23 protein-coding genes and 1 tRNA gene are annotated in these 19,641 nt (G+C 57.5%); 17 read left to right on the forward strand and 7 right to left on the reverse strand.

Going from position 1 to position 19,641, the window contains the following annotated elements:
• Window positions 1-124: 124 nt before the first annotated feature.
• A complete protein-coding gene (ettA, locus tag AC2TEM_RS14700; RefSeq protein WP_170423824.1) occupies window positions 125-1,792 on the reverse strand; it encodes an energy-dependent translational throttle protein EttA in 1,668 nt (555 codons plus the stop codon).
• A gap of 138 nt (window positions 1,793-1,930) precedes the next feature.
• Here ettA and AC2TEM_RS14705 point away from each other — a divergent pair, with 138 nt between their 5' ends.
• The 3 genes from AC2TEM_RS14705 (at window position 1,931) to dacB (ending at window position 4,600) form a co-directional block, all read left to right on the forward strand.
• Window positions 1,931-2,401, forward strand: a complete 471-nt coding sequence (locus AC2TEM_RS14705; RefSeq protein WP_170423826.1) for an MOSC domain-containing protein — start codon at window positions 1,931-1,933, stop codon at window positions 2,399-2,401.
• A gap of 32 nt (window positions 2,402-2,433) precedes the next feature.
• A complete protein-coding gene (locus tag AC2TEM_RS14710; RefSeq protein ID WP_170423828.1) occupies window positions 2,434-3,054 on the forward strand; it encodes a nicotinate-nucleotide adenylyltransferase in 621 nt (206 codons plus the stop codon).
• 67 nt (window positions 3,055-3,121) lie between these two features.
• Complete coding sequence (gene dacB / locus AC2TEM_RS14715) at window positions 3,122-4,600, forward strand: D-alanyl-D-alanine carboxypeptidase/D-alanyl-D-alanine endopeptidase (protein ID WP_170423830.1); 1,479 nt, start codon at window positions 3,122-3,124, stop codon at window positions 4,598-4,600.
• Here dacB and AC2TEM_RS14720 read toward each other — a convergent pair.
• Window positions 4,597-5,019: a tellurite resistance TerB family protein gene (locus tag AC2TEM_RS14720; RefSeq protein WP_170395941.1), complete on the reverse strand. Its 423-nt coding sequence runs from the start codon at window positions 5,017-5,019 to the stop codon at window positions 4,597-4,599. The two genes, dacB and AC2TEM_RS14720, sit on opposite strands and share 4 nt — an antisense overlap.
• Before the next feature lie 419 nt (window positions 5,020-5,438).
• Between AC2TEM_RS14720 and AC2TEM_RS14725 the strand changes: the two genes are divergently transcribed.
• The 5 genes from AC2TEM_RS14725 (at window position 5,439) to AC2TEM_RS14745 (ending at window position 10,924) form a co-directional block, all read left to right on the forward strand.
• A complete protein-coding gene (locus AC2TEM_RS14725) occupies window positions 5,439-5,696 on the forward strand; it encodes a YjhX family toxin (RefSeq protein WP_170423832.1) in 258 nt (85 codons plus the stop codon).
• 9 nt (window positions 5,697-5,705) lie between these two features.
• Window positions 5,706-6,239, forward strand: a complete 534-nt coding sequence (locus AC2TEM_RS14730) for a GNAT family N-acetyltransferase (RefSeq protein WP_170423834.1) — start codon at window positions 5,706-5,708, stop codon at window positions 6,237-6,239.
• A 238-nt stretch (window positions 6,240-6,477) separates the two neighbouring features.
• Entirely contained in the window at window positions 6,478-8,052 is a 1,575-nt protein-coding gene (locus AC2TEM_RS14735) for a lysine--tRNA ligase (protein ID WP_170423836.1), read from the forward strand.
• A 48-nt stretch (window positions 8,053-8,100) separates the two neighbouring features.
• A complete protein-coding gene (locus tag AC2TEM_RS14740) occupies window positions 8,101-8,502 on the forward strand; it encodes a DUF4864 domain-containing protein (RefSeq protein ID WP_010442463.1) in 402 nt (133 codons plus the stop codon).
• A 136-nt stretch (window positions 8,503-8,638) separates the two neighbouring features.
• A complete protein-coding gene (locus AC2TEM_RS14745) occupies window positions 8,639-10,924 on the forward strand; it encodes a glycosyl hydrolase family 28-related protein (RefSeq protein WP_170423838.1) in 2,286 nt (761 codons plus the stop codon).
• A gap of 38 nt (window positions 10,925-10,962) precedes the next feature.
• Here AC2TEM_RS14745 and AC2TEM_RS14750 read toward each other — a convergent pair whose 3' ends face one another.
• Entirely contained in the window at window positions 10,963-11,625 is a 663-nt protein-coding gene (locus AC2TEM_RS14750; protein WP_170408267.1) for a hypothetical protein, read from the reverse strand.
• A 155-nt stretch (window positions 11,626-11,780) separates the two neighbouring features.
• On the opposite strand from AC2TEM_RS14750, the gene AC2TEM_RS14755 reads away from it, so the two are divergent.
• The 3 genes from AC2TEM_RS14755 to AC2TEM_RS14765 all read left to right on the forward strand — a co-directional run bounded on the left by AC2TEM_RS14755 (window position 11,781) and on the right by AC2TEM_RS14765 (window position 13,096).
• Window positions 11,781-12,107 carry an antibiotic biosynthesis monooxygenase family protein gene (locus tag AC2TEM_RS14755; RefSeq protein ID WP_170395957.1) on the forward strand — a complete coding sequence of 109 codons (327 nt, stop codon included), beginning with the start codon at window positions 11,781-11,783 and terminating at the stop codon, window positions 12,105-12,107.
• A gap of 65 nt (window positions 12,108-12,172) precedes the next feature.
• Window positions 12,173-12,580 (forward strand): universal stress protein, encoded by a 408-nt coding sequence (locus AC2TEM_RS14760; protein WP_170395959.1) that lies wholly within the window; start codon window positions 12,173-12,175, stop codon window positions 12,578-12,580.
• Between the two features lie 72 nt (window positions 12,581-12,652).
• Complete coding sequence (locus tag AC2TEM_RS14765; protein WP_255612008.1) at window positions 12,653-13,096, forward strand: excalibur calcium-binding domain-containing protein; 444 nt, start codon at window positions 12,653-12,655, stop codon at window positions 13,094-13,096.
• Between the two features lie 66 nt (window positions 13,097-13,162).
• Here AC2TEM_RS14765 and AC2TEM_RS14770 read toward each other — a convergent pair whose 3' ends face one another.
• Complete coding sequence (locus AC2TEM_RS14770; protein WP_170396104.1) at window positions 13,163-13,393, reverse strand: aspartate aminotransferase; 231 nt, start codon at window positions 13,391-13,393, stop codon at window positions 13,163-13,165.
• Window positions 13,394-13,493: 100 nt separating this feature from the next.
• On the opposite strand from AC2TEM_RS14770, the gene AC2TEM_RS14775 reads away from it, so the two are divergent.
• Entirely contained in the window at window positions 13,494-13,847 is a 354-nt protein-coding gene (locus tag AC2TEM_RS14775) for an MmcQ/YjbR family DNA-binding protein (protein WP_170423840.1), read from the forward strand.
• Window positions 13,848-13,852: 5 nt separating this feature from the next.
• Here the strand turns inward: AC2TEM_RS14775 and AC2TEM_RS14780 are convergent, their stop codons facing one another.
• On the reverse strand, window positions 13,853-14,560 hold the full coding sequence (locus AC2TEM_RS14780; protein WP_170514072.1) for an ORF6N domain-containing protein: 708 nt from the start codon (window positions 14,558-14,560) through the stop codon (window positions 13,853-13,855).
• A 214-nt stretch (window positions 14,561-14,774) separates the two neighbouring features.
• On the opposite strand from AC2TEM_RS14780, the gene AC2TEM_RS14785 reads away from it, so the two are divergent.
• Window positions 14,775-14,852 (forward strand) — tRNA-Arg (locus AC2TEM_RS14785).
• 102 nt (window positions 14,853-14,954) lie between these two features.
• Here AC2TEM_RS14785 and AC2TEM_RS14790 read toward each other — a convergent pair.
• Together AC2TEM_RS14790 and AC2TEM_RS14795 are read right to left on the reverse strand one after the other, a co-directional pair.
• Entirely contained in the window at window positions 14,955-15,437 is a 483-nt protein-coding gene (locus tag AC2TEM_RS14790) for a GNAT family N-acetyltransferase (RefSeq protein ID WP_480856276.1), read from the reverse strand.
• A 13-nt stretch (window positions 15,438-15,450) separates the two neighbouring features.
• Entirely contained in the window at window positions 15,451-15,762 is a 312-nt protein-coding gene (locus AC2TEM_RS14795) for an ETC complex I subunit (protein ID WP_010442452.1), read from the reverse strand.
• 154 nt (window positions 15,763-15,916) lie between these two features.
• On the opposite strand from AC2TEM_RS14795, the gene AC2TEM_RS14800 reads away from it, so the two are divergent.
• From AC2TEM_RS14800 to AC2TEM_RS14815, 4 genes are all read left to right on the forward strand, one after another.
• The gene (locus AC2TEM_RS14800) at window positions 15,917-16,387 is read left to right on the forward strand and encodes an SRPBCC family protein (RefSeq protein WP_170423844.1); all 471 of its coding nucleotides are present in this window, start codon (window positions 15,917-15,919) and stop codon (window positions 16,385-16,387) included.
• Window positions 16,388-16,464: 77 nt separating this feature from the next.
• Window positions 16,465-18,651 carry an excinuclease ABC subunit UvrB gene (uvrB, locus tag AC2TEM_RS14805; RefSeq protein WP_170423846.1) on the forward strand — a complete coding sequence of 729 codons (2,187 nt, stop codon included), beginning with the start codon at window positions 16,465-16,467 and terminating at the stop codon, window positions 18,649-18,651.
• Window positions 18,652-18,683: 32 nt separating this feature from the next.
• Entirely contained in the window at window positions 18,684-18,932 is a 249-nt protein-coding gene (locus AC2TEM_RS14810; protein ID WP_170423848.1) for a PDDEXK family nuclease, read from the forward strand.
• Between the two features lie 50 nt (window positions 18,933-18,982).
• Window positions 18,983-19,549 carry a hypothetical protein gene (locus AC2TEM_RS14815; RefSeq protein WP_480856277.1) on the forward strand — a complete coding sequence of 189 codons (567 nt, stop codon included), beginning with the start codon at window positions 18,983-18,985 and terminating at the stop codon, window positions 19,547-19,549.
• Window positions 19,550-19,641 lie beyond the last annotated feature (92 nt).

The raw sequence follows: 19,641 nt of genomic DNA on the forward strand, positions 1-19,641 counted from the left end.
AGCTATTCCTTGTAGATATTTTTTGGGCGAGCGATTGCACGCACCAGTTGCAGTTAACAAAGGTCGGATTTGCCTGATCGAAGCGGGCAAATCGGAGCGCTATGAAACAAATAATCTCATCTAATCACCGCGCAAACTTCTTATGCTTCAACCGCTTGGGCTCCAGCGCGTCCGGTCCCAGACGGCGTTTTTTGTCTTCTTCGTAATCCTCGAAGTTGCCCTCGAACCATTCCACATGGGCGTCGCCCTCGAAGGCCAGAATATGCGTGCAAATCCGGTCAAGGAAGAAGCGGTCGTGGGAGATCACCACGGCGCAGCCGGCGAAATCGACCAGCGCGTCTTCCAGTGCGCGCAGGGTTTCGACGTCCAGATCGTTGGTCGGTTCGTCGAGCAGCAGGACGTTGCCGCCCTCTTTCAGCAGGCGGGCCATGTGGACACGGTTGCGCTCACCACCCGACAGTAGAGAGACCTTCTTCTGCTGGTCGCCGCCCTTGAAGTTGAAGGACGAGCAATAGGCACGGGAATTGACCTGTGCGTCACCTAGCTGGATGATCTCGGCGCCGCCGGTGATCGCCTCCCACACGGTGTCGTTGTCTTTCAGGTCGTCGCGGGACTGGTCGACATAGGACAGCTCGACCGTGTCGCCCAGCGTGATGGTGCCGCTGTCGGGCTGTTCCTGACCGGTGAGCATCTTGAACAGGGTCGATTTACCGGCACCGTTGGGGCCGATGACGCCGACGATGCCGCCGGGTGGCAGGGCAAAGTCCAGCCCTTCGATCAGTTGCTTGTCGCCCATGTGTTTCGACAGGCCCTCGACCTCGATCACCTTGCCGCCAAGGCGCTGGCCGTTGGGGATGACGATCTGGGCACGGGTCAGCTTTTCGCGTTCGGACTGTTCGGCCAGCTCATTATAGGCGTTAATCCGGGCTTTGGATTTGGCCTGACGGGCTTTCTGGCCCTGACGCATCCATTCCAGTTCGCGTTGCAGGGTTTTCTGCTTGGACTTGTCTTCGCGCGCTTCCTGCTCCAGCCGTTTGGCCTTTTGTTCCAGCCATGCGGAATAGTTGCCCTCGTACGGAATGCCGCGGCCACGGTCGAGTTCGAGGATCCAGCCTGTGATGTCATCCAGGAAATAACGGTCGTGAGTGACGATCAGAATGGTGCCTTTGTAGTCGATCAGGTGCTGTTGCAGCCACGCGATGGTCTCGGCGTCCAGGTGGTTGGTCGGTTCGTCGAGCAGCAGCATGTCGGGCGCTTCCAGCAGCAGCTTGCAAAGCGCCACACGGCGTTTCTCACCACCCGAGAGATTGGTGATGTTGGCATCGTCCGGCGGGCAGCGCAGGGCTTCCATCGAGACGTCGATCTGGCTGTCGAGGTCCCATAGGTTTTCCGCGTCGATCGCGTCCTGCAGGGTGGTCATTTCCTCCATCAGCTCGTCCGAGTAGTTCTCGGCGATCTCCATGGCGATCTCATTGAAGCGGTCTACCTTGGCCTTTTTCGCGGCGACACCCAGCATGACGTTTTCGCGGACCGAGAGGCTTTCATCCAGCTGCGGCTCCTGCGGCAGATAGCCGACCTTGGCGCCTTCGGCCGCCCATGCCTCACCGGTGAAGTCCGTGTCGAGGCCCGCCATGATCTTCATCAGCGTCGATTTACCCGCGCCGTTGACGCCGACAACACCGATTTTCACGCCGGGCAGAAAGCTCAGGTGGATGTTTTCAAAGCACTTCTTGCCACCGGGATAGGTCTTGGAGACACCCTGCATGTGGTAAACATATTGATAGGCGGCCATGTCGCGTCCTCTGGGTCGGGGAAATCAAGTTGGAACGCTGGATATCCGAGGCGAGCGGGCGGGGCAAGCTGGTGGTATTGTGAATTTTCTGTGGTCGTTTGATCCGGTAGAACCAACACGACAAGGAGTGGTGGGGTTTTGGCAGAACTTGCGGAACTGATTGCCGGTTGGGCGCAACCGGGCCGGGTGACATGGATCGGTTTACGTCCCGGCCGCAGAGCGGAAATGGATGGGCGCAACGAGGTTTGGGTATCAGCCGATGGCCTCGACGGCGACCGCAGCCGGGCGGGCAAGCGGGCGGTGACTTTGATCCAGCAGGAACATCTGGCGGCGATTGGCTCTTATCTGGGGCAAGGATCGGTTATGCCTGAGATCCTGCGGCGCAATCTGGTGGTTTCGGGGATCAATCTGGCGGCGCTAAAGGGGCGGGAGGTGCAGGTCGGGGAGGCCGTTTTGCGCTATACCGTGATCTGCGCTCCATGCAGTCGGATGGAGGAGGCGTTGGGCAAAGGCGGCTATTCTGCTGTGCGGGGGCATGGGGGATGGTGTGCCGAAGTAGTGCAGCCGGGGCAAGTCAGGCTTGGCGATGTGGTGCAGCCGATTGATTGACAACACCTCTCAGTTCTGAACATCAGCAGAGGATGGAACGCAGTACCATTCCATATGCGGGGCCCGGGCAGGTCGTGGGGTTGTTCGGAGGGTCATTTGATCCTCCGCATCAAGGTCATGTGCATGTGACGCGCGAAGCGATGAAGGCGTTCGGGCTGGATCGGGTGTGGTGGCTGGTGTCTCCGGGGAACCCTCTTAAGGAGCGGGGGCCTGCGCCTCTGGCGCGGCGGGTTGAGGCGGCGCGGGACGTGATGCAGCATCCGCGCGTTGAGGTCACGGATATCGAGGCGCTGACGGGCACGCGGGCGACGGCGGATACGCTGTCGGCGTTGCGGCGGCTTTATCCTCAGGTTCGGTTCGTTTGGCTGATGGGCGCGGACAATCTGGCGCAGTTTCACCGCTGGAAGGACTGGCGGCAGATCATGGACAGCGTGCCTGTGGGCGTTGTGGCGCGGCCGGGGGATCGGATCTCGGCGCGGATGTCTCCGGCGGCTCGGCTTTATGCCAAGTACCGTATCGACGGGCAGGCGCGGCATTTGCTGGGGCGGGCGGATGCTCCGGCGTGGTGTTTTGTGAACGTGCCGATGGTTGACGTCAGTTCGACCGAGTTGCGCAATCGCGGGAATTGGAGCGATGGGGTGTTGCCCGAATGACTCCACTTGGCGCATAATCTTAATCAAGTGATTGTCTGCATTTAAGCTCTGGGATTCTAATAGACCCATGGTCGATCGAATTTCGCGTCGTTTGTTTCTGGGTGGATTAGGGGCGTCTCTGGTTCCGGGCGCAGGTCTGGCCGAGGCGCCTTCGGTGTCTCTGCGCCCTGTGCTGCGTGGCCCGCAGCCCAGCGGGGCCGAGCGACTGGTTCAGGCAGCGGGGCTGAAGGGCGAGGTTGTTTTCGCCGTGGCCGACGTGGAAACCGGAACGCCGCTGGAGGTGTTCGGCGAGGGCCAAAGCCTACCACCAGCCAGCGTCGCCAAGGCGCTGACCGCGCTTTATGCGCTGGATGTGCTGGGTCCGGAGTATCGGTTCGAAACGCGCTTGATCGCGGATGGACCGGTGGAAAATGGTATTCTGAAAGGCGACCTGATCCTTGCGGGTGGCGGTGATCCGCTGCTGGATACAGACGCGCTGGCCACAATGGCAGCCAATCTGCGCAAGGCCGGGATCACCGAGGTGAAGGGCGCGTTCAAAGTCTTTGATGGTGCGCTGCCCTACGTCTTCAGCATTGATCCGGGGCAGCCGGATCATCTGGGCTATAGCCCGTCGATCAGCGGGATTTCCCTGAATTTCAACCGTGTGCATTTCGAGTGGAAACGCGAGGGCACCGGCTATGGTGTAACCATGGATGCGCGCAGCGCGAATTATACGCCTTCGGTAGATATGGCATCAATGCGGGTCGAGAACCGCAGCCTGCCGATCTACACCTATCAGCCAAGCGCGCGGCAGGATCGCTGGACCGTGGCCAAAGGCGCGCTAGGCAATGGCGGGGCACGCTGGCTGCCGGTACGCAAGCCTGCGCTTTATGCCGGAGATGTGTTCCGCACGCTGGCACGCGTGAACGGGATTGTACTGGGCCGGGTGCAGGTGACGCGGCAAGCACCGCAAGGGACCGAACTGGTGGTGCATCAGAGCGATCCGTTGGAAAGCATCCTGAAGGGGATGCTGAGATATTCGACCAATATAACCGCCGAAATGGTGGGTTTGGCGGCCACCAAGGCGCGCGGGGTTGCGCCGCAGAGCCTTGAGGACTCGGCCGCAGAAATGAACCTGTGGGCGGCAGAGCGTTTTGGCGCAGATGGGATCGCGATGGTAGATCATTCCGGACTTAGCGGTTCCTCACGTATGGCCCCCTCCGGTCTGGTCAATACGCTGGTGGCGGCGGGGCAATCAGAGGAGCTGCGGCCGTTGCTTCGGTCCTTTACGCTGGCCGACAAAAACGGGCAGCCGGTCAAGGATCATCCGATCAAGGTCGACGCAAAAACGGGTACTTTGAACTTCGTCTCGGGTCTTGGCGGTTACATGACAACGGCAGATGGAGTGGATCTGGCGTTTGCAATCTTCACCGCCGACACCGCGCACCGCGCCACGATCCCGCGTGCGTCGCGCGAGCGCCCGAACGGCGCGCGGGCCTGGAACCGACGGTCTCGCACTTTGCAGCGCAATCTGATTGAGCGGTGGGGTACGCTCTACGGCAGCTAGGTCGTATGCCGCGCCCGTGCCCCGCGTTCGATAGCGGCAGCGTGCAGGCGGTCGATGCTGAGCTCGTACCGGATTTCTTCCAGCAGACGCAGTTCGGTTTCGGCCAGAGTGCCGTCAGCGGCGGCGACATCACAGGCCAGCGCGTAGGCGGTTTCGTTCAGGCGTTCGGGCAGGTTGTCACGGATCAGTCCGAACAGGGCATCCAGCCCGTCAACCTGCTCAAACAAATCAAACACGATCTGCGAGACGCGGCGGGTTCGGTCGATGTCGTAGCCTGCAAACACCGGCAGCATGTTGACCGCGCCTTCAATCTTGACCAGCTCTGCAGTTCGGATGTTCTCGTCCGAGGCGGAAATCGCCACCATGATCGCCACAAGGCAATCCTGCGGGGACATCGGATGTGGGGTTTGCTCGGTCATGGTGTCGTCCTGAATGAAACGTTTGTTGCCGCACGATAGGAGGGGGTGCGGCGAGGTTCAACTGGTAGTTTTGGGGGTGCAATGATTGGGATCGGTGAGGTTGGGTGATTTCGGCTGTGACGTGTATGTCCGTTGAGAGCCCTTCCTCCCACAAACGCGTGTCGCGGCGAAAGTCTGCATTGAGACACGCCGCCTCCCCAAAAAAGACCGCCGCCCATATTGACGCGACTAGATTGAATGCCTATTTGACCGTCTCGTCTGAGGCGCAGCGCCTCGCATTATGGAGATTTTATGAAAGAGTCCCGGGCCTAACGCCCGTTCCTGGCGAAGCAAATTCAGGAACACCAACATTGATAGGCACACTCACGCGCAACGCTGAGTGCCCTGTTTCTGTACTTTCGTAAAATCGAGACATCCCAATGAACATCTCAAAGCACGAGCAACGTGTTTTGCATGAACTCGCCCTTGGCGGGTCCATCCGATATGAACGCCAGCCAAACGGCAAAATACATGATGTCACCTGCTATACGCGCAGCGGTCATGTGTTGTCTGACTGCACCCTCAATATCTTTCAGCGCCTTCTCAAAAAACGCCTGATCCGCTCGAAAAACGGTGCCCCCTATCGCGCGTCTGCGCTGGGGATCAAATCCGTGCGGGCTCAAATGAACCAACGATAGGAGAACACTATGAAAAAAACAGACATCAACGCCATTTTGGACATCCACCGACAGGCATTTGGCAAAGCAGACGGTGAAGCCGAGGGGGAGGCGATTGCACAGCTTGCCAAAGACATTCTCGACCATCCGGACACAATCTCGATCAGTGTTGAGCGAGAGGGGAAACTTGCGGGCAACGTGCTTTTCACGCCATTTGCATTCACGGACCACCGCGATACCAAATGCTACCTTCTGGCCCCTTGCGGGGTGTCGCCGCACCGTCAGGGTACAGGTGTCGGGAAAGAATTGATGGAGACCAGCATCGAGCACCTAAAATCTATCGGGACTGACGCCGTGTTCGTGTTGGGTGTCCCGACCTTCTATCCCCGCTACGGGTTTGTCCCAACCGACAAACAGACGCCTTATCCGGACCTGTTGACAGCCCCCGAGGCATGGATGTCGCTTGAGTTGACTGAAGGCACCGTAGGGAAATTGAGCGGTATAACGCAGGCGATCCCGCAGTTCATGGATGCGCATTGGTGGGATACGTCGCAGCACGGCTGATCGAATAGCGTATACGCAACGCAAAATCTGAACCAGACATTCGCCTCGAATTGGAGAATGTCTGGTTTGTCCGCATAGCGGACATTCCTAATCCAGACCAGATATTGATTGCATGACGTTCATGCGCGTAGAGGCATGAAAATCACCACCCTTTATTGACTCATACTGCACCTGCACAATAACAGGGGCCGGTCCGGGCGCATGGGGTGTCTGGTACGTTTCCCGATGGAGTATCCAAATGTCTGATCTGCGTGAAACCGCGATGACGTCCAAGGCGTGGCCGTTTGAAGAGGCGCGGCGGTTGCTCAAACGGTATAAGCAGGGCGCTCCGGAGAAGGGATATGTGCTGTTTGAGACGGGCTATGGCCCCTCGGGTCTGCCGCATATCGGCACCTTTGGTGAGGTCGCGAGGACCACGATGGTCAAGCGCGCGTTTGAGGCGCTGTCGGATATCCCGACCAAGCTGATCTGTTTCTCGGACGATCTGGATGGGATGCGGAAAGTGCCCAGCAATGTGCCGAACCCCGAGGCGCTGCAGGATTATCTGCAATGTCCGCTGACCTCGGTGCCGGACCCGTTTGGTGAATATGACAGCTTTGGTGAGCATAACAATGCGATGCTGCGCCGGTTCCTCGATACATTCGGGTTCGAGTATGAGTTCTATTCGGCGCGTGAGTTTTACCGCTCGGGCCAGTTCGACGAGATCCTGAAGCGCGCCGTTGAGAAGTATGACGACGTGATGGCCATCATGCTGAAAAGCCTGCGGGAAGAACGTCAGCAGACCTACTCGATCTTCCTGCCGATCCATCCCGAGACCGGGCGGGTTCTGTATGTGCCGATGAAGAAGGTTTGCGCCGATACCTACACTGTCACCTTCGATGACGAGGATGGCAAGGAATGGACGCTGCCCGTGACTGGCGGCAATGTGAAGCTGCAGTGGAAGCCTGATTTTGGCGCGCGCTGGGCCGCTTTGGGCGTTGATTTTGAAATGTATGGCAAGGAACATGCCACCAACGAAAAGATCTATGACGCGATCTGCCGGGCTTTGGGAGGTCGTGCGCCTGAGCATTTCTCGTATGAACTGTTCCTCGATGAGAACGGGCAGAAGATATCAAAGTCCTCGGGCAATGGCGTGTCGATCGACGAATGGCTGACCTATGCACCGACCGAGTCGCTGGCCTATTTCATGTATCAGAAGCCCAAAACGGCGAAGCGGATGCATTTCGATGTGATCCCAAAGGCGTATGATGAATATCATCAACAGTTGCGGGCCTATCCGGGACAGGACCTGAAGGCTCAGCTGAATAATCCCGTCTGGCATATCCATGGTGGCGACGTTCCGGAATCCACCCTGATGGTTCCGTTTGCGATGCTGTTGAATCTGGCGTCCGTGTCTGGGGCCGAGGACAAGGAGGCGCTGTGGGGCTTTATCCGCCGTTATGCGCCCGAGGCCACTGCCGAGACCCATCCCGATCTGGATCAGGCGGCGGGCTTTGCAGTGAGGTACTTCAACGATTTCGTCAAGCCGACGCGCCAGCATCGCGCGCCGACGGATCAGGAGCGTGAGGCGCTGGAAGCATTGAGGGCGGCCTTGGAAGCCTATGACGGGCCGATGGAAGACGAGGCACTGCAATCGGTGGTCTATTCCATCGGGCGTGAGCGGTTCGATCCGATGCGCGGCTGGTTCACGGCACTTTACGAAGTGCTGCTGGGGGCTTCGCAAGGGCCTCGGTTTGGTGGGTTCATCGCGCTTTATGGCGTGCCAGAGACGATTGCTCTGATCGACAAGGCGCTGGCCGGGGAATTGGTCTGATTTGACCAATTCCAGTGTGGGGCTACCCTTGCATCAGGAGGTGGCCCCATGCGTCGACTATTGCTTGCTGTATCCCTGAGTGCCGGACTGGCATCCGGAGCTTTTGCTCAGAGTGACGAGATTGAGGCCAATATCTCGGCGCAGATTCAGGCCTTCAAGGCGGATGACTTTGCCACCGCCTTCACCTTTGCTAGCCCCAATATCCAGCGGCTGTTCGGCGATCCCGAGAATTTCGGGATCATGGTGCGCCGCGGCTATCCTATGGTCTGGCGGCCTGCGGATGTGAGGTTTCTGGAGCTGCGCGAAATTAGCGGAGCCCTGTGGCAGAAGGTCATGATCACTGATGGTGACGGACGGGTGCATCTGCTGGACTACCAGATGATCCGGCAGGAAAACGGCTGGAAGATCAACGGTGTACAGTTGCTGGGCAACTCCGACCCGGCGGCCTGAGGCAACACCACCGTCACGGTGGTAAGAGCCGCGATTAATCCCTTTTCGATACTCAGACCCATGCGCTTGGGCTCAGGGCCCGGGCGGTTTCGGGTTTTGGCGCGCGTGCTTGGCGCGATTGGGAAAGGGATTTTACATGAACAAGGCAATCACCGACGGCATCGTGTTCATGCCGCCCGCCTATGCGGCTGGTCTTGGGGTCTGGTCCAGTGGCGACGGCACGCCTGGCTCACCGACCTATGAGGGGTCGGGCACGGGGGTGTTCGTTCCGGCGGATGCGGATTTCGCAGGCTGTCTGGAGATTTATAAGACGGCAGAACCGCAGCGGCTGCGCTATATGGGGCAGACACCTTTGTTGCCGGGCTGCTATCTGCAGATCAAGGCGCGGGTGAAGGCGATCAGCGGGCCGCTTCCCGAGGTGCGGATTGCCGGCTGGGCCGGAGGAGCCGGAGATGCGCATGTGGACGGATTGGCCGAGCAGGGTCCGGCGGTGCAGCTGACCGGCTATGGCACTGTGCATGAGGTGACGGCCATCGTGGGCACAGGCCTGCGGCCCGGCGTGGACATGCCCTGGGGCAATGCGGTGCTTTATGGCCATTTTGGATTGGATATCGAAGGCACCAACGGTGCGGTGGTGCGGGTGGATGATATCGAGATCAATGATGTGACCTCGGTCTTCCTGCGCGATTTGATTGGTCTGGTCGACGTGCGCGATTTCGGCGCTGTGGGTGACGGGGTCACCGATGACTCGGCAGCGTTTGAGGCGGCGGATCAGGCAGCGAACGGGCGCAAGGTTTATATTCCGCAAGGTGAGTTCCGGCTGGAAGAGAACACTAACATGGCGTCCGAGGTCGCATTTGACGGCACCGTCACGATGCCGGTCGACAAGATGTTGCTGCTGACCAAGAATTTCGATCTGCCCACCTATATCACCGCCTTTGGTGATGAAATGCTGGCGTTTAAAAAAGCGTTTCAGGCGTTGCTGAACAGCTCGGACCATGAATCGCTGGATCTGGGCGGGCGCAAGATTGCGGTGTCCGAACCCATCGATATGGCGGCGGCAGTGCCGAACCGGACAGGCTATGCCACCCGTCGCGTGGTGCGCAACGGGCAGTTTGACGTCAAAAGCAGCTCGGCCTGGGATACCGAAACCTTCACTTCGATCGCGACTTACAGCCCGTCTGATCCCGATACGCTGACCAATGTGGCCAATGTGGCCAATATCCCTGTGGGCTCGCTGGTCACCGGCAGTGGTGTTGGGCGCGAGGTTTATGTGCGGTCGAAAAACGAAAGCACGGGTGAGATCACGCTGAGCGCGCCGACCTATGATGCTGCGGGGACGCAGACCTTCACCTTCACATCGTTCAAGTACCTGCTGGATTTCAGCGGTTTCAGTGCGCTGCAGAAGTTCAACATGGAAGGGATCGAGTTCCAGTGTAACGGTCGGTGCAGCGCGATCCGGCTGTCTCCGGGCGGGAACACTTTTGTACTGAAAGACTGTTTCATCAGTCGCCCGAAGGACCGGGGTATCACATCAATCGGGCGCGGATGTCAGGGGATGCTGATCGATGGCTGTCAGTTCCTGTCGACCGAGGAAAGTCTGGACGTGCCGGACCGAAGCTCAATCGCGCTGAACGCTAATGCCAACGACGTCAAGCTGCGCCACAACCGGGCCACGCGGTTCCATCATTTCGCGGTGCTGAGCGGCGACAACAATCTGGTGCTGGGCAACCACTTCTTCCAGGGCGACAACGTCGCGAACGGGGTGCGCAACGCTGGGTTGGTGATCATCGGCGGCTATAACAGTTCGTCCATCGCCGAGAACTATGTCGATAACTGTTTTATCGAATGGACCAACGAGCACGATGCCAACCCGGATTACTTCACCAGCTTCTCGTTCAGCGCGCTGAGCATCACGGATAACATCTTTTATGCCAGCGATGTTGCCCCCTGGTTCAGCTATCTGGTGATCCGCCCCCATGGCACGGGGCATTTCCTGAACGGGCTGACCGTGACCGGCAACAAGTTCCGCGTCAACAACGTGCGGATCGACCGAGTGGACCGGGTCGATACCAGTTTTGCCGATCTCGACCCGGAAAGGCACAAGAGGGTGTGTTTCGAGAACAATACGTTCCACGGCATCGATACGCCTTGCGCCAATCCATTGCGGCTGCAGCACACGCAAAGCTCACCGTCATCAGCCTGGACCGTCAGTTCGCAGGGCCAATTGCCGTTCGGGGGCAGGGCGCGCGGGTGTGATGCGGTTGTTGCCCTGGGAAGCCTCAGGACATCGTTGAATGCGGTGCGCTATACCGCGCCATATGTCGAGTTGCGACAGGGATCAGGCCAGAGCGATATCCGCCTGCGCTGGTCCGAAGGCTTGCGTGGTGCGGTTTCGACCATTCTGCGGATTGATACCTGATTGATGTGGTGGGCCGCCTGTATGTAGGCGGCCCATCTTTAATAGCTGCGCCACAATCCAAATTTGATCCCGATGTTATCATCAGCCGAATTGCGCTCGGCACCCAGAATCCAGGTGAGTCTGCCCGTCTTTGGGCGATACATCAGCGAAGGTCGCACCCTCCAGTACCATGGTCGGTCCGAAACATAAGAAGTTTCGATCTGCAGGAGCGGGTCAAACCGTCGACCCGAGGACAGACCGGCCGTGAAATCCAATTTGCGGATCACTGCCTCATGGGTGCGGTTTTCGAGCGCTGCGTCGACATTGATCCATCCGCCTCCCAATCCGGTTTGAATGCTTTTGCCGTAGGAAAGTGTTGCTTTGTACATTGCCCAACTACTGTACTGGCGATGGTGCGCGCCAACGCCAAACTCGGCCGCCAGACGCCCTGCTGACCCCATGTCTGCAACCGGCACGCGGGCAAAGACCAACGCGTGCCCATACAAATCCTGATGCTCCTCGGCATCTAGTCCGATCGTGAGTTTCGGCCGCAATCCCCACTCGGTATAAAGCGAGGATTTGTACTTGTAGACGTCTTCCTCTTTGAAAGCGGTCACAGATAACGCGGTGAAGCTTGACCCCTTCTCGCGGAGCCACGCACCGGACCATGCCGGAGTGCACACCATAAAAAGCAGCGGAATGACGAGAACCAGACGAGCCATGGGGGCAGCATCGGCAGACATGGTTAACGGATGGTTAGTTTCTTGTTCATCTTTGAGAAAGATTTTTTGATCCAAAAACATTGTCTATGTGCAGGAAAAGGGTGGCGTTTTCAAAAGCTGTGCTAGGCTCGGGTCAGCTATAAAGGAGGAGCCTTATGCCGCAGATTTCCAAAACCAACAGCTATCAGACTGTCATCACCACCTTCGAGATGACCCCCGGAACCTGCCAGGACCTTCTTGAGGCGCTGACCGATGCTTATGCCGAGTTCATTTCGAAACAGCCGGGTTTCATTTCAGCCGGATTGCATGTGAATGATGCACAGACGCGGATTGCCAATTATTCACAATGGGAGCGTCGGGAGGATTTTCTGGCGATGTTGCGCACACCGGAAATGCGAGAGCGGAATCGCAGGGTTAACGAGCTGTGCAAGAGCTTTGAACCCGTGATGTACGACGTCGCCGAGACATTCGGTGAGACCTGATCTGAGTCAATGCACGGCCGCCACCGGTCGCGCAGTATAGCGGCACAACTACGGAGGCGCGAGCCATGTATCATAACATTCTTGTTCCCATTTCCTTTGATGCCGAACGGGACAGCTCGGCAGCGTTGAAGCTGGCAGAACTACTGTCGACGCCCGAGGCTGCGGTTACGCTGCTGCATGTGGTAGAGCACATTCCGGATTATGCGATCTCGTACATGCCCGCCGAGTATCTGTCCGAAGCCCGCAAGGCCATCCAGACCGAGCTTGATGCTCTGGCGGCGCGCGTCCCGAATGCGAAGGGGCTGGTGGTTGAAGGCCATTCCGGGCGAACGATTCTGGACTGGGCCGAAGTGAATAAGCCTGACCTGATCATCTTGGCTTCGCACCGCCCGGGGATGCAGGACCTGTTGTTGGGTTCAACCGCGACCCATGTGGTGCGCCACGCCAAATGTGCCGTGCATGTGGTGCGATAAGGTCGAGCTTTTTCCAAGCCGACCCCGATTGCGGCCATGGCTTTGCCACATACCGCGTGTAAGACCTATGGCATGACAACCGGGAAACAAACGAAAGACACCGATCCGAACCCTCGTCTTACACGGCGGCAACGGCGGGCAGACGCGTTGCGCAGGCAGGCTCTGTCTCCGGTGCGTATTCTACTGATGGTGCTGGCCTTGCCCTTAACCACAGGAATGATCGCAATCGGTGTCTACCTGCGCGTTTCAGACTACGAACGTCATGAAGCGGTGATCCATCTGGTGGCGCTGGCTGGGTGTGATGCGGTGGAGATGCTGGGTTTCGGGCCTTTTCGCGAAGGAAGGCCCGGATATCATAAGCGCAATGACCCCGATGGCGATGGTGTCGCCTGTGGCTCGTTTGCCTTGCAGAAACCACGCAATGTCGCGATGCCGGGAGATATCCAAGCCAATCCCCGGAATCTTCAGACCCCGAAACAGCGCACTGTCGGAACGGCAAAGTTTTTGAAGCCTTGAATCGGTGGGGGGCGAAATCTTGAAAAGATTTCGGGGCGCTTTCTTTTCAAGAAAGCGTTGCGTGGCTCAGGTGAGCCAACGCACGGGTGCGCGGTTGCAGAAGATTACGATCTGGCCCGAGTTTTCCGCCACTTGATAACCGCGACGATTGATTTCGGCCATAAAACGCTCCATCCCGGCAAATCGCTCTATATCGCGCGCCTTGCGACGGATTACGCCACCTTGCTGCACCGCCTTTGAGGCGAATAGATCACTGAGCCAAACCTCAGGCGAGAGGGGAGAATTGCAGTTATACATCACCTATGATTTGGCGCAGCTAGGTTAATGCCGGGTAAAGAAAGTTGCGCCCGCAAAGCGGGTCTTGCCTTGTCCTGACCAGAGCGCCACAGTCGCCGCGATGACTCGTGATGAATTCAATGCCTTTTGCTCGGACCTCAAAGCCACCAGCCATGTCGTGCAGTGGGGCAACGCAGATGTCTGGAAAGTAGGCGGCAAAGTCTTTGCCATCTGTGGTTGGAACGACGGAAAGGATGCGTTTACCTTCAAGGCCACCGATCTTGCCTTTGAGGTCCTCGGAGATGAGCCAGGTATCCGCCCAGCGCCCTATCTGGCATCGCGAGGTATGAAATGGCTGCAGGTTTACGATGAACGTGGCATGAGCGACGCATCGCTGCGAGATCATATTGTAATCTCATACGATCTGGTCGTTGCTAAGCTGACCAGAAAGGCGCGGGCAGAGCTGGGCCTTTAAGGCGGTCAGTCTTTCATGGCGTGCAGCAGCTCAAGCAGTTTTTTCCGGTCATCATCGTCGGCATAGTCTCCGCTGGCCAGCCGTTCGGCGATGCTGAGGCGCAGACGGTCATGTTGTGTGCGAACCTCTTCGCCCGCCGTTTCAGCGAGGGTCTTCATGATCACTGCCACCGCCTGCTGCCGTTTGGTGGTGGGATTGGCGATGTAGTCCACAAGGCTTTGCTGTCCGGAATCAAGGATGTTTTCTGCCAGATCACGCAGTTGATCCCCATTTGGAAGCAACGGCGTAGGGGCATTTTGCGGTGGCAGAATCTCAGGCGGGTTGCGCGGGGTTTCCGCTAGCGCATTGGTGCCGTCAACAAAGGCTTCGGTGATCATCCGCGTGATCCTGATCGCGCGCGGATCTTTAAACAAAGTCGAGGCAATAGCTACGCCGTAGTCGGTATAGACCCACGGATTGACCCGTCGGCCACCGCGGCCTTCGGGTTTTGAGATCACATTCTGTGATTGCAAATCCGCGACCTCTGCGTCGGAAAGCTGAAAGCGGTAGCCTTCGAACAGATCCTTATTGCGCGAGACGGCCTGATTGAAGGCGCTGACGGATTTCCCGTAAAACTGCGCCAGATCTTCTGCTAGAACCACGCGTACACCGCGCACCCGATGAATGGCGTTTTGGACCTCTTGAGGGCTGGGCAGGTTTTCCGGGTTCGTCATCATATCCGTTTGGAATCACAATTTGTGATTTCAAACGTGACGCAGGGAGCGCTGGGCTGCAAGTTTGAACTGCAGCTAGGTTCGATGTCTCTTGCCGAGAGGTCTGCCAGATTCGGCCAATACCCTGATGGAAATAACTTTTTTGAAAGAACAAGCTTGCCCTCTATCAAGTTGACAATCCTAATGGATTGACTGATACAAACGGAACAAGACCGGGCCGTTAGCTCAGCTGGATTAGAGCAGGGAACTTCTAATTCTCAGGTCGGGGGTTCGAGTCCTCCACGGCTCGCCATTTTTTCAGATGTTTTTCGAAACGGGGCAAGGGTATGGCCCTTATATCTGAATTCAAAGCGGTCGGTCAGACTGCACCAAGCGGGTGCTTTCAGCTTTTCCCTCAGCGTTTTGGGCTGGACGTAAGGTCCAACCGCATAAATGCGCTGTTTGGATCGGCGTCATAGCCGTAGATAGGACCGCAATAGGAATATCCCAATGTTTCATATAGCTTGCGTGCTGCGTCATATTCCGAGAGATGATTTGCGCCAGTTTCCAGGACAAGTGCGGAAACGCCCTCGGCTCGGGCCAGATCGGCAAGATGGTTCATGATCACACGCGCCAATCCTCGGCCGCGCGCAGCAGCAACCACGTGCACCGATTTAACTTCGGCAGTGCCATCCGGCAGCGCCTTAAGCGCACCACAACCCAAGGGCTTACCCGCCTCATAAATAGCCCAAAAGCGAATGCCCGGCTCGCGCAGGGCATCAATGTCCAGCGTATGATTTGAGGTTTGCGGTGTCGCGTCCCAGCTATGGGCGAGATGCGCTAGAATGATCGGGCGCAGATCCTTGGCGCCGGGGTCTGCTTGGCGGATGTCGATCATTCACTGGGCCTTGTCAGTGGGTCCAGGGAGCGCGCCGGTCAGTGGCGAAATTCTCACCATAGCCGCGCGCCCGCAGGTTCGGCTTGCGCTTGTGCGGCTCGCTTACCTGCGCGTCGATGCCGTTGTCTTTGGCATAGTCCAGCGCCTCTTCCTTGGTATCGAACTTCAGACGCACCTGCGTTTGGGTGTCATTGGACGAGGTCCAGCCCATCAGCGGATCGACCTCACGCGCAGAAGCCGGGGCGTATTCCAGAACCCATTTGCGGGTTTTGGCCATCCCCGAGGTCATCGCGTTTCGCGAAGGCTGGTAAATCCGTGCGCGCATGTCGCCTCTCCGTACTCACTTGGCTGAAGCTGTTTATGCGTCAGAGCGCGCGCCGGGACAAGATGACAATTGTCGCGGGTCGCATGGACTGCCTAATGACAGGTATTGTCATTAGTTCGGGGTAGAAAGCGCGCAGACATAAAAGGACAGCAGGATGCTTCACCAAGAACGCCACCTCGACATCAACGCCCGACCCAATGAGATTTGGGCCATCCTCCGCCGCTTTATGCATATCGATGAGTTTGCCCCGCAGGTGATATCGGTTGATGCTTTGACTGCCGGATCGGATGGTGTTGGGTCACAGCGCCGGTGTCACTTCGCGAACGGCACATCATTGGTCGAAGAGGTGATGGATTGGCAGGTTGACCGCGGCTACGCCGTGCGGTTGTCGCAGATGGCGATGCCTCTGCGCGAAGCACAGGCGGCGATTGCCATCACACCGCTGTCCGACACGCGCAGCCGTGTTATCTGGAGTATGGATTTTCGTATGAAATATGGACCGTTGGGCTGGTTAATGGGACAAACCCTGTTGAAGATCATGATGGGCCGCGTGCTGGCCGAGAACCTGTCGGCCTTGGCGGCGAAGGTTCAAACGCACCCCGACGCCCATCCCCGGACCGCTTAGCTGAAAATGAATCCAGATCAGCCCTTGCAGATGGACAAAATAAGAACAAATGTAGGGGCCTGACCCGGAGCCCGCCCATGCCTTATGCCCATTCCGACAAGACTCAACTGACCGCAGACGACGTGCGCGCGCGCCTGAAACTGGAGGGCGGCAAGCAGTTCGTCATGCACACCGAGTTCGCCCCGGCTGGCGACCAGCCGACGGCGATCAAAGAGCTGGCAGGCGGTGTGAATGATGGTGAGCGAGATCAGGTCCTGCTGGGTGCGACCGGGACGGGCAAGACCTTCACCATGGCCAAGGTGATTGAAGAAACGCAGCGGCCTGCGATCATCCTGGCGCCAAATAAGACGCTGGCAGCGCAGCTGTACGGGGAATTCAAGGGCTTCTTCCCAGAGAACTCGGTCGAGTATTTCGTTTCCTATTACGACTATTACCAGCCAGAAGCCTATGTGCCGCGGTCGGACACGTACATCGAGAAAGAATCGCAGATCAACGAACAGATCGACCGGATGCGCCACTCGGCCACGCGGGCGCTGCTGGAACGCGATGACGTGATCATCGTCGCCTCGGTCTCGTGCATCTACGGTATCGGTTCGGTCGAGACCTATGGAGCGATGACGCAAGACCTGAAGGTAGGTCACGAATATGACCAGCGACAGGTGATGGCCGATCTGGTCGCCCAGCAATACCGCCGCAACGATCAGGCGTTTCAGCGTGGGTCCTTCCGGGTGCGTGGCGATTCCCTGGAAATCTGGCCGGCCCACCTTGAGGACCGTGCTTGGAAATTCTCGTTCTTCGGCGAGGAACTGGAAACCATCACCGAGTTCGACCCGCTGACCGGCGAACGCGCGGCAACGATGGAGCAGGTGCGGGTCTATGCGAATTCGCACTACGTCACGCCGAAGCCAACGATGAATCAAGCGATCATTGGGATCAAAAAGGAACTCCGCATCCGGTTGGATCAGCTGGTTGGCGAGGGCAAGCTGCTGGAAGCTCAAAGGCTGGAACAGCGTACGAACTTCGATCTGGAAATGCTTGAGGCCACCGGCGTCTGCAACGGGATCGAGAACTACTCGCGCTACCTCACGGGCCGTGCGCCGGGCGAACCGCCGCCAACCCTGTTCGAATTCATTCCGGACAACGCGATTGTCTTCGCCGACGAGTCCCATGTCAGCGTCCCGCAGATCGGCGGCATGTACCGTGGCGACTATCGGCGCAAGTTCACGCTGGCCGAACACGGGTTCCGCCTGCCATCCTGCATGGACAATCGCCCGCTGAAGTTCGAGGAATGGGACGCCATGCGCCCGCAATCCGTCTTTGTCTCGGCGACCCCTGCAAAGTGGGAGATCGAACAGACTGGAGGGGTCTTCACCGAACAGGTCATCCGCCCCACCGGCCTCTTGGACCCCGAGGTCGAAATCCGCCCGGTGTCGATGCAGGTGGACGACCTGCTGGACGAGGTGCGCAAGGTGGCCGCCAACGGATTCCGCACGCTGGTGACAACGCTGACCAAACGCATGGCCGAGGACCTGACCGAATACCTGCACGAACAGGGCATCAAAGTGCGCTACATGCACTCGGACATCGACACGCTGGAACGCATCGAAATCCTGCGCGATTTGCGGCTTGGGGCCTTCGACGTTCTGGTCGGCATCAACCTGCTGCGCGAAGGGCTCGACATCCCAGAATGCGGGCTGGTCGCCATTCTGGACGCGGATAAAGAGGGTTTCCTGCGCTCGGAAACCTCACTGATCCAGACCATCGGTCGCGCCGCGCGCAACGCCGATGGGCGGGTGATCATGTATGCCGACAAGATCACCGGCTCGATGGAGCGCGCCTTGGGCGAGACCAACCGCCGCCGCGCCAAGCAGCTGGCCTATAATCAGGAACATGGCATCACCCCGGAAACGGTGAAAAAGAATGTCGAGGACGTTCTGGCCGGTCTCTACGAAGGCGATGTCGACATGAACCGCGTCACCGCCACCATCGACAAACCGATGCACGGCGCGAATCTCGAGGCGCATCTGGACGGTCTGCGCGAGAAGATGCGCAAAGCCGCCGAGAACCTGGAATTCGAAGAGGCCGCCAATATCCGGGATGAGATCAAACGTCTGGAAGCGGTCGATCTGGCCGTCGCCGACGACCCCATGGCGCGCCAATGGGCGGTCGAGAAAGCCTCGGAAGACGCGGTGAAATCGCGCGGGCGGTCAACGGCTGGCAGGCCGGGGCAGCGGGGTGGGAATGTGAAGAGACGGAAGCGGTGAAGAATTTGCTCCACTAATATTTAGGAAAAGGTATGAAGTTAGATATACTTAACGAGATCAACCTCAAGAACGAGAAATGTGTTAGCGAAAAACAGATCGCAGAACTGATAAAGAAGTCACCGGGGTGTCTCGGGCTAGGTGAATTGGATTTGGTCGGCGTAGAAGTACCGCAGGTTGGTGGCGGCTTTCTAGATCTTCTTCTTCAGGATGGTGAACCGACTCGTTACTGCGTGGAAGTTCAACTTGGCAAAACTGATCCTTCTCACATTATCGAGCAATAGAGTATTGGGATTTGCAGCGTTCGCGTTACAAAGGGATCGATCACGTTTGCGTGTTGATTGCAGAAGAAATCACTGGACGCTTCTTCAACGTTATCACACTGCTAGGAAACTCAGTGCCGATAGTTGCAATTAAGCTTTCGGCCACAAAAAACGATCTCGGATTGAGTATCATGTTCTCTAAAATCTTGGATACCCGGCAAGAGTATTATGGAGGCGATAAGGAACTCGACGAGTACGTTGAGGTAGATCGCTCATATTGGGTTGAGCGCGCATCCTCAGCGTCGATTGGTGTTGTCGAACGGATTTTCACTTTAATGAAAGATCAGATATCTAACTCTGAGCTAAATTTTGCCAAACATTATATTGGACCTAAAATCGAAGGTCGTTCGAGAAATTTTTGTGTCTTTCATCCTAGAAAATCGACGATGGTTCTTGAGGTTAAATTACCTCTGGAAGCAGAGATTTTGGCGTCAATCGAAGAATCTAAGTGTGATTATCTTGGCTACAACCAAAGGTATGGGACCTATAAATTCAGTTTGAAGTCCGATGATGAAGGGCTGAATGATCAGTTTCTCGTAGGGCTGATCTGCAAAGCTCACGATCAAATGATGAACTGATTTTTGTAGCAAGCGTAGGATGGGTGCTCGTACCCATCTCACCCGTGACTATACAACAACCGATAAAACCCACTCAGATCACGGTGCCAACG

It is taken from the genome of Ruegeria sp. HKCCD3925 (genome assembly GCF_057221175.1).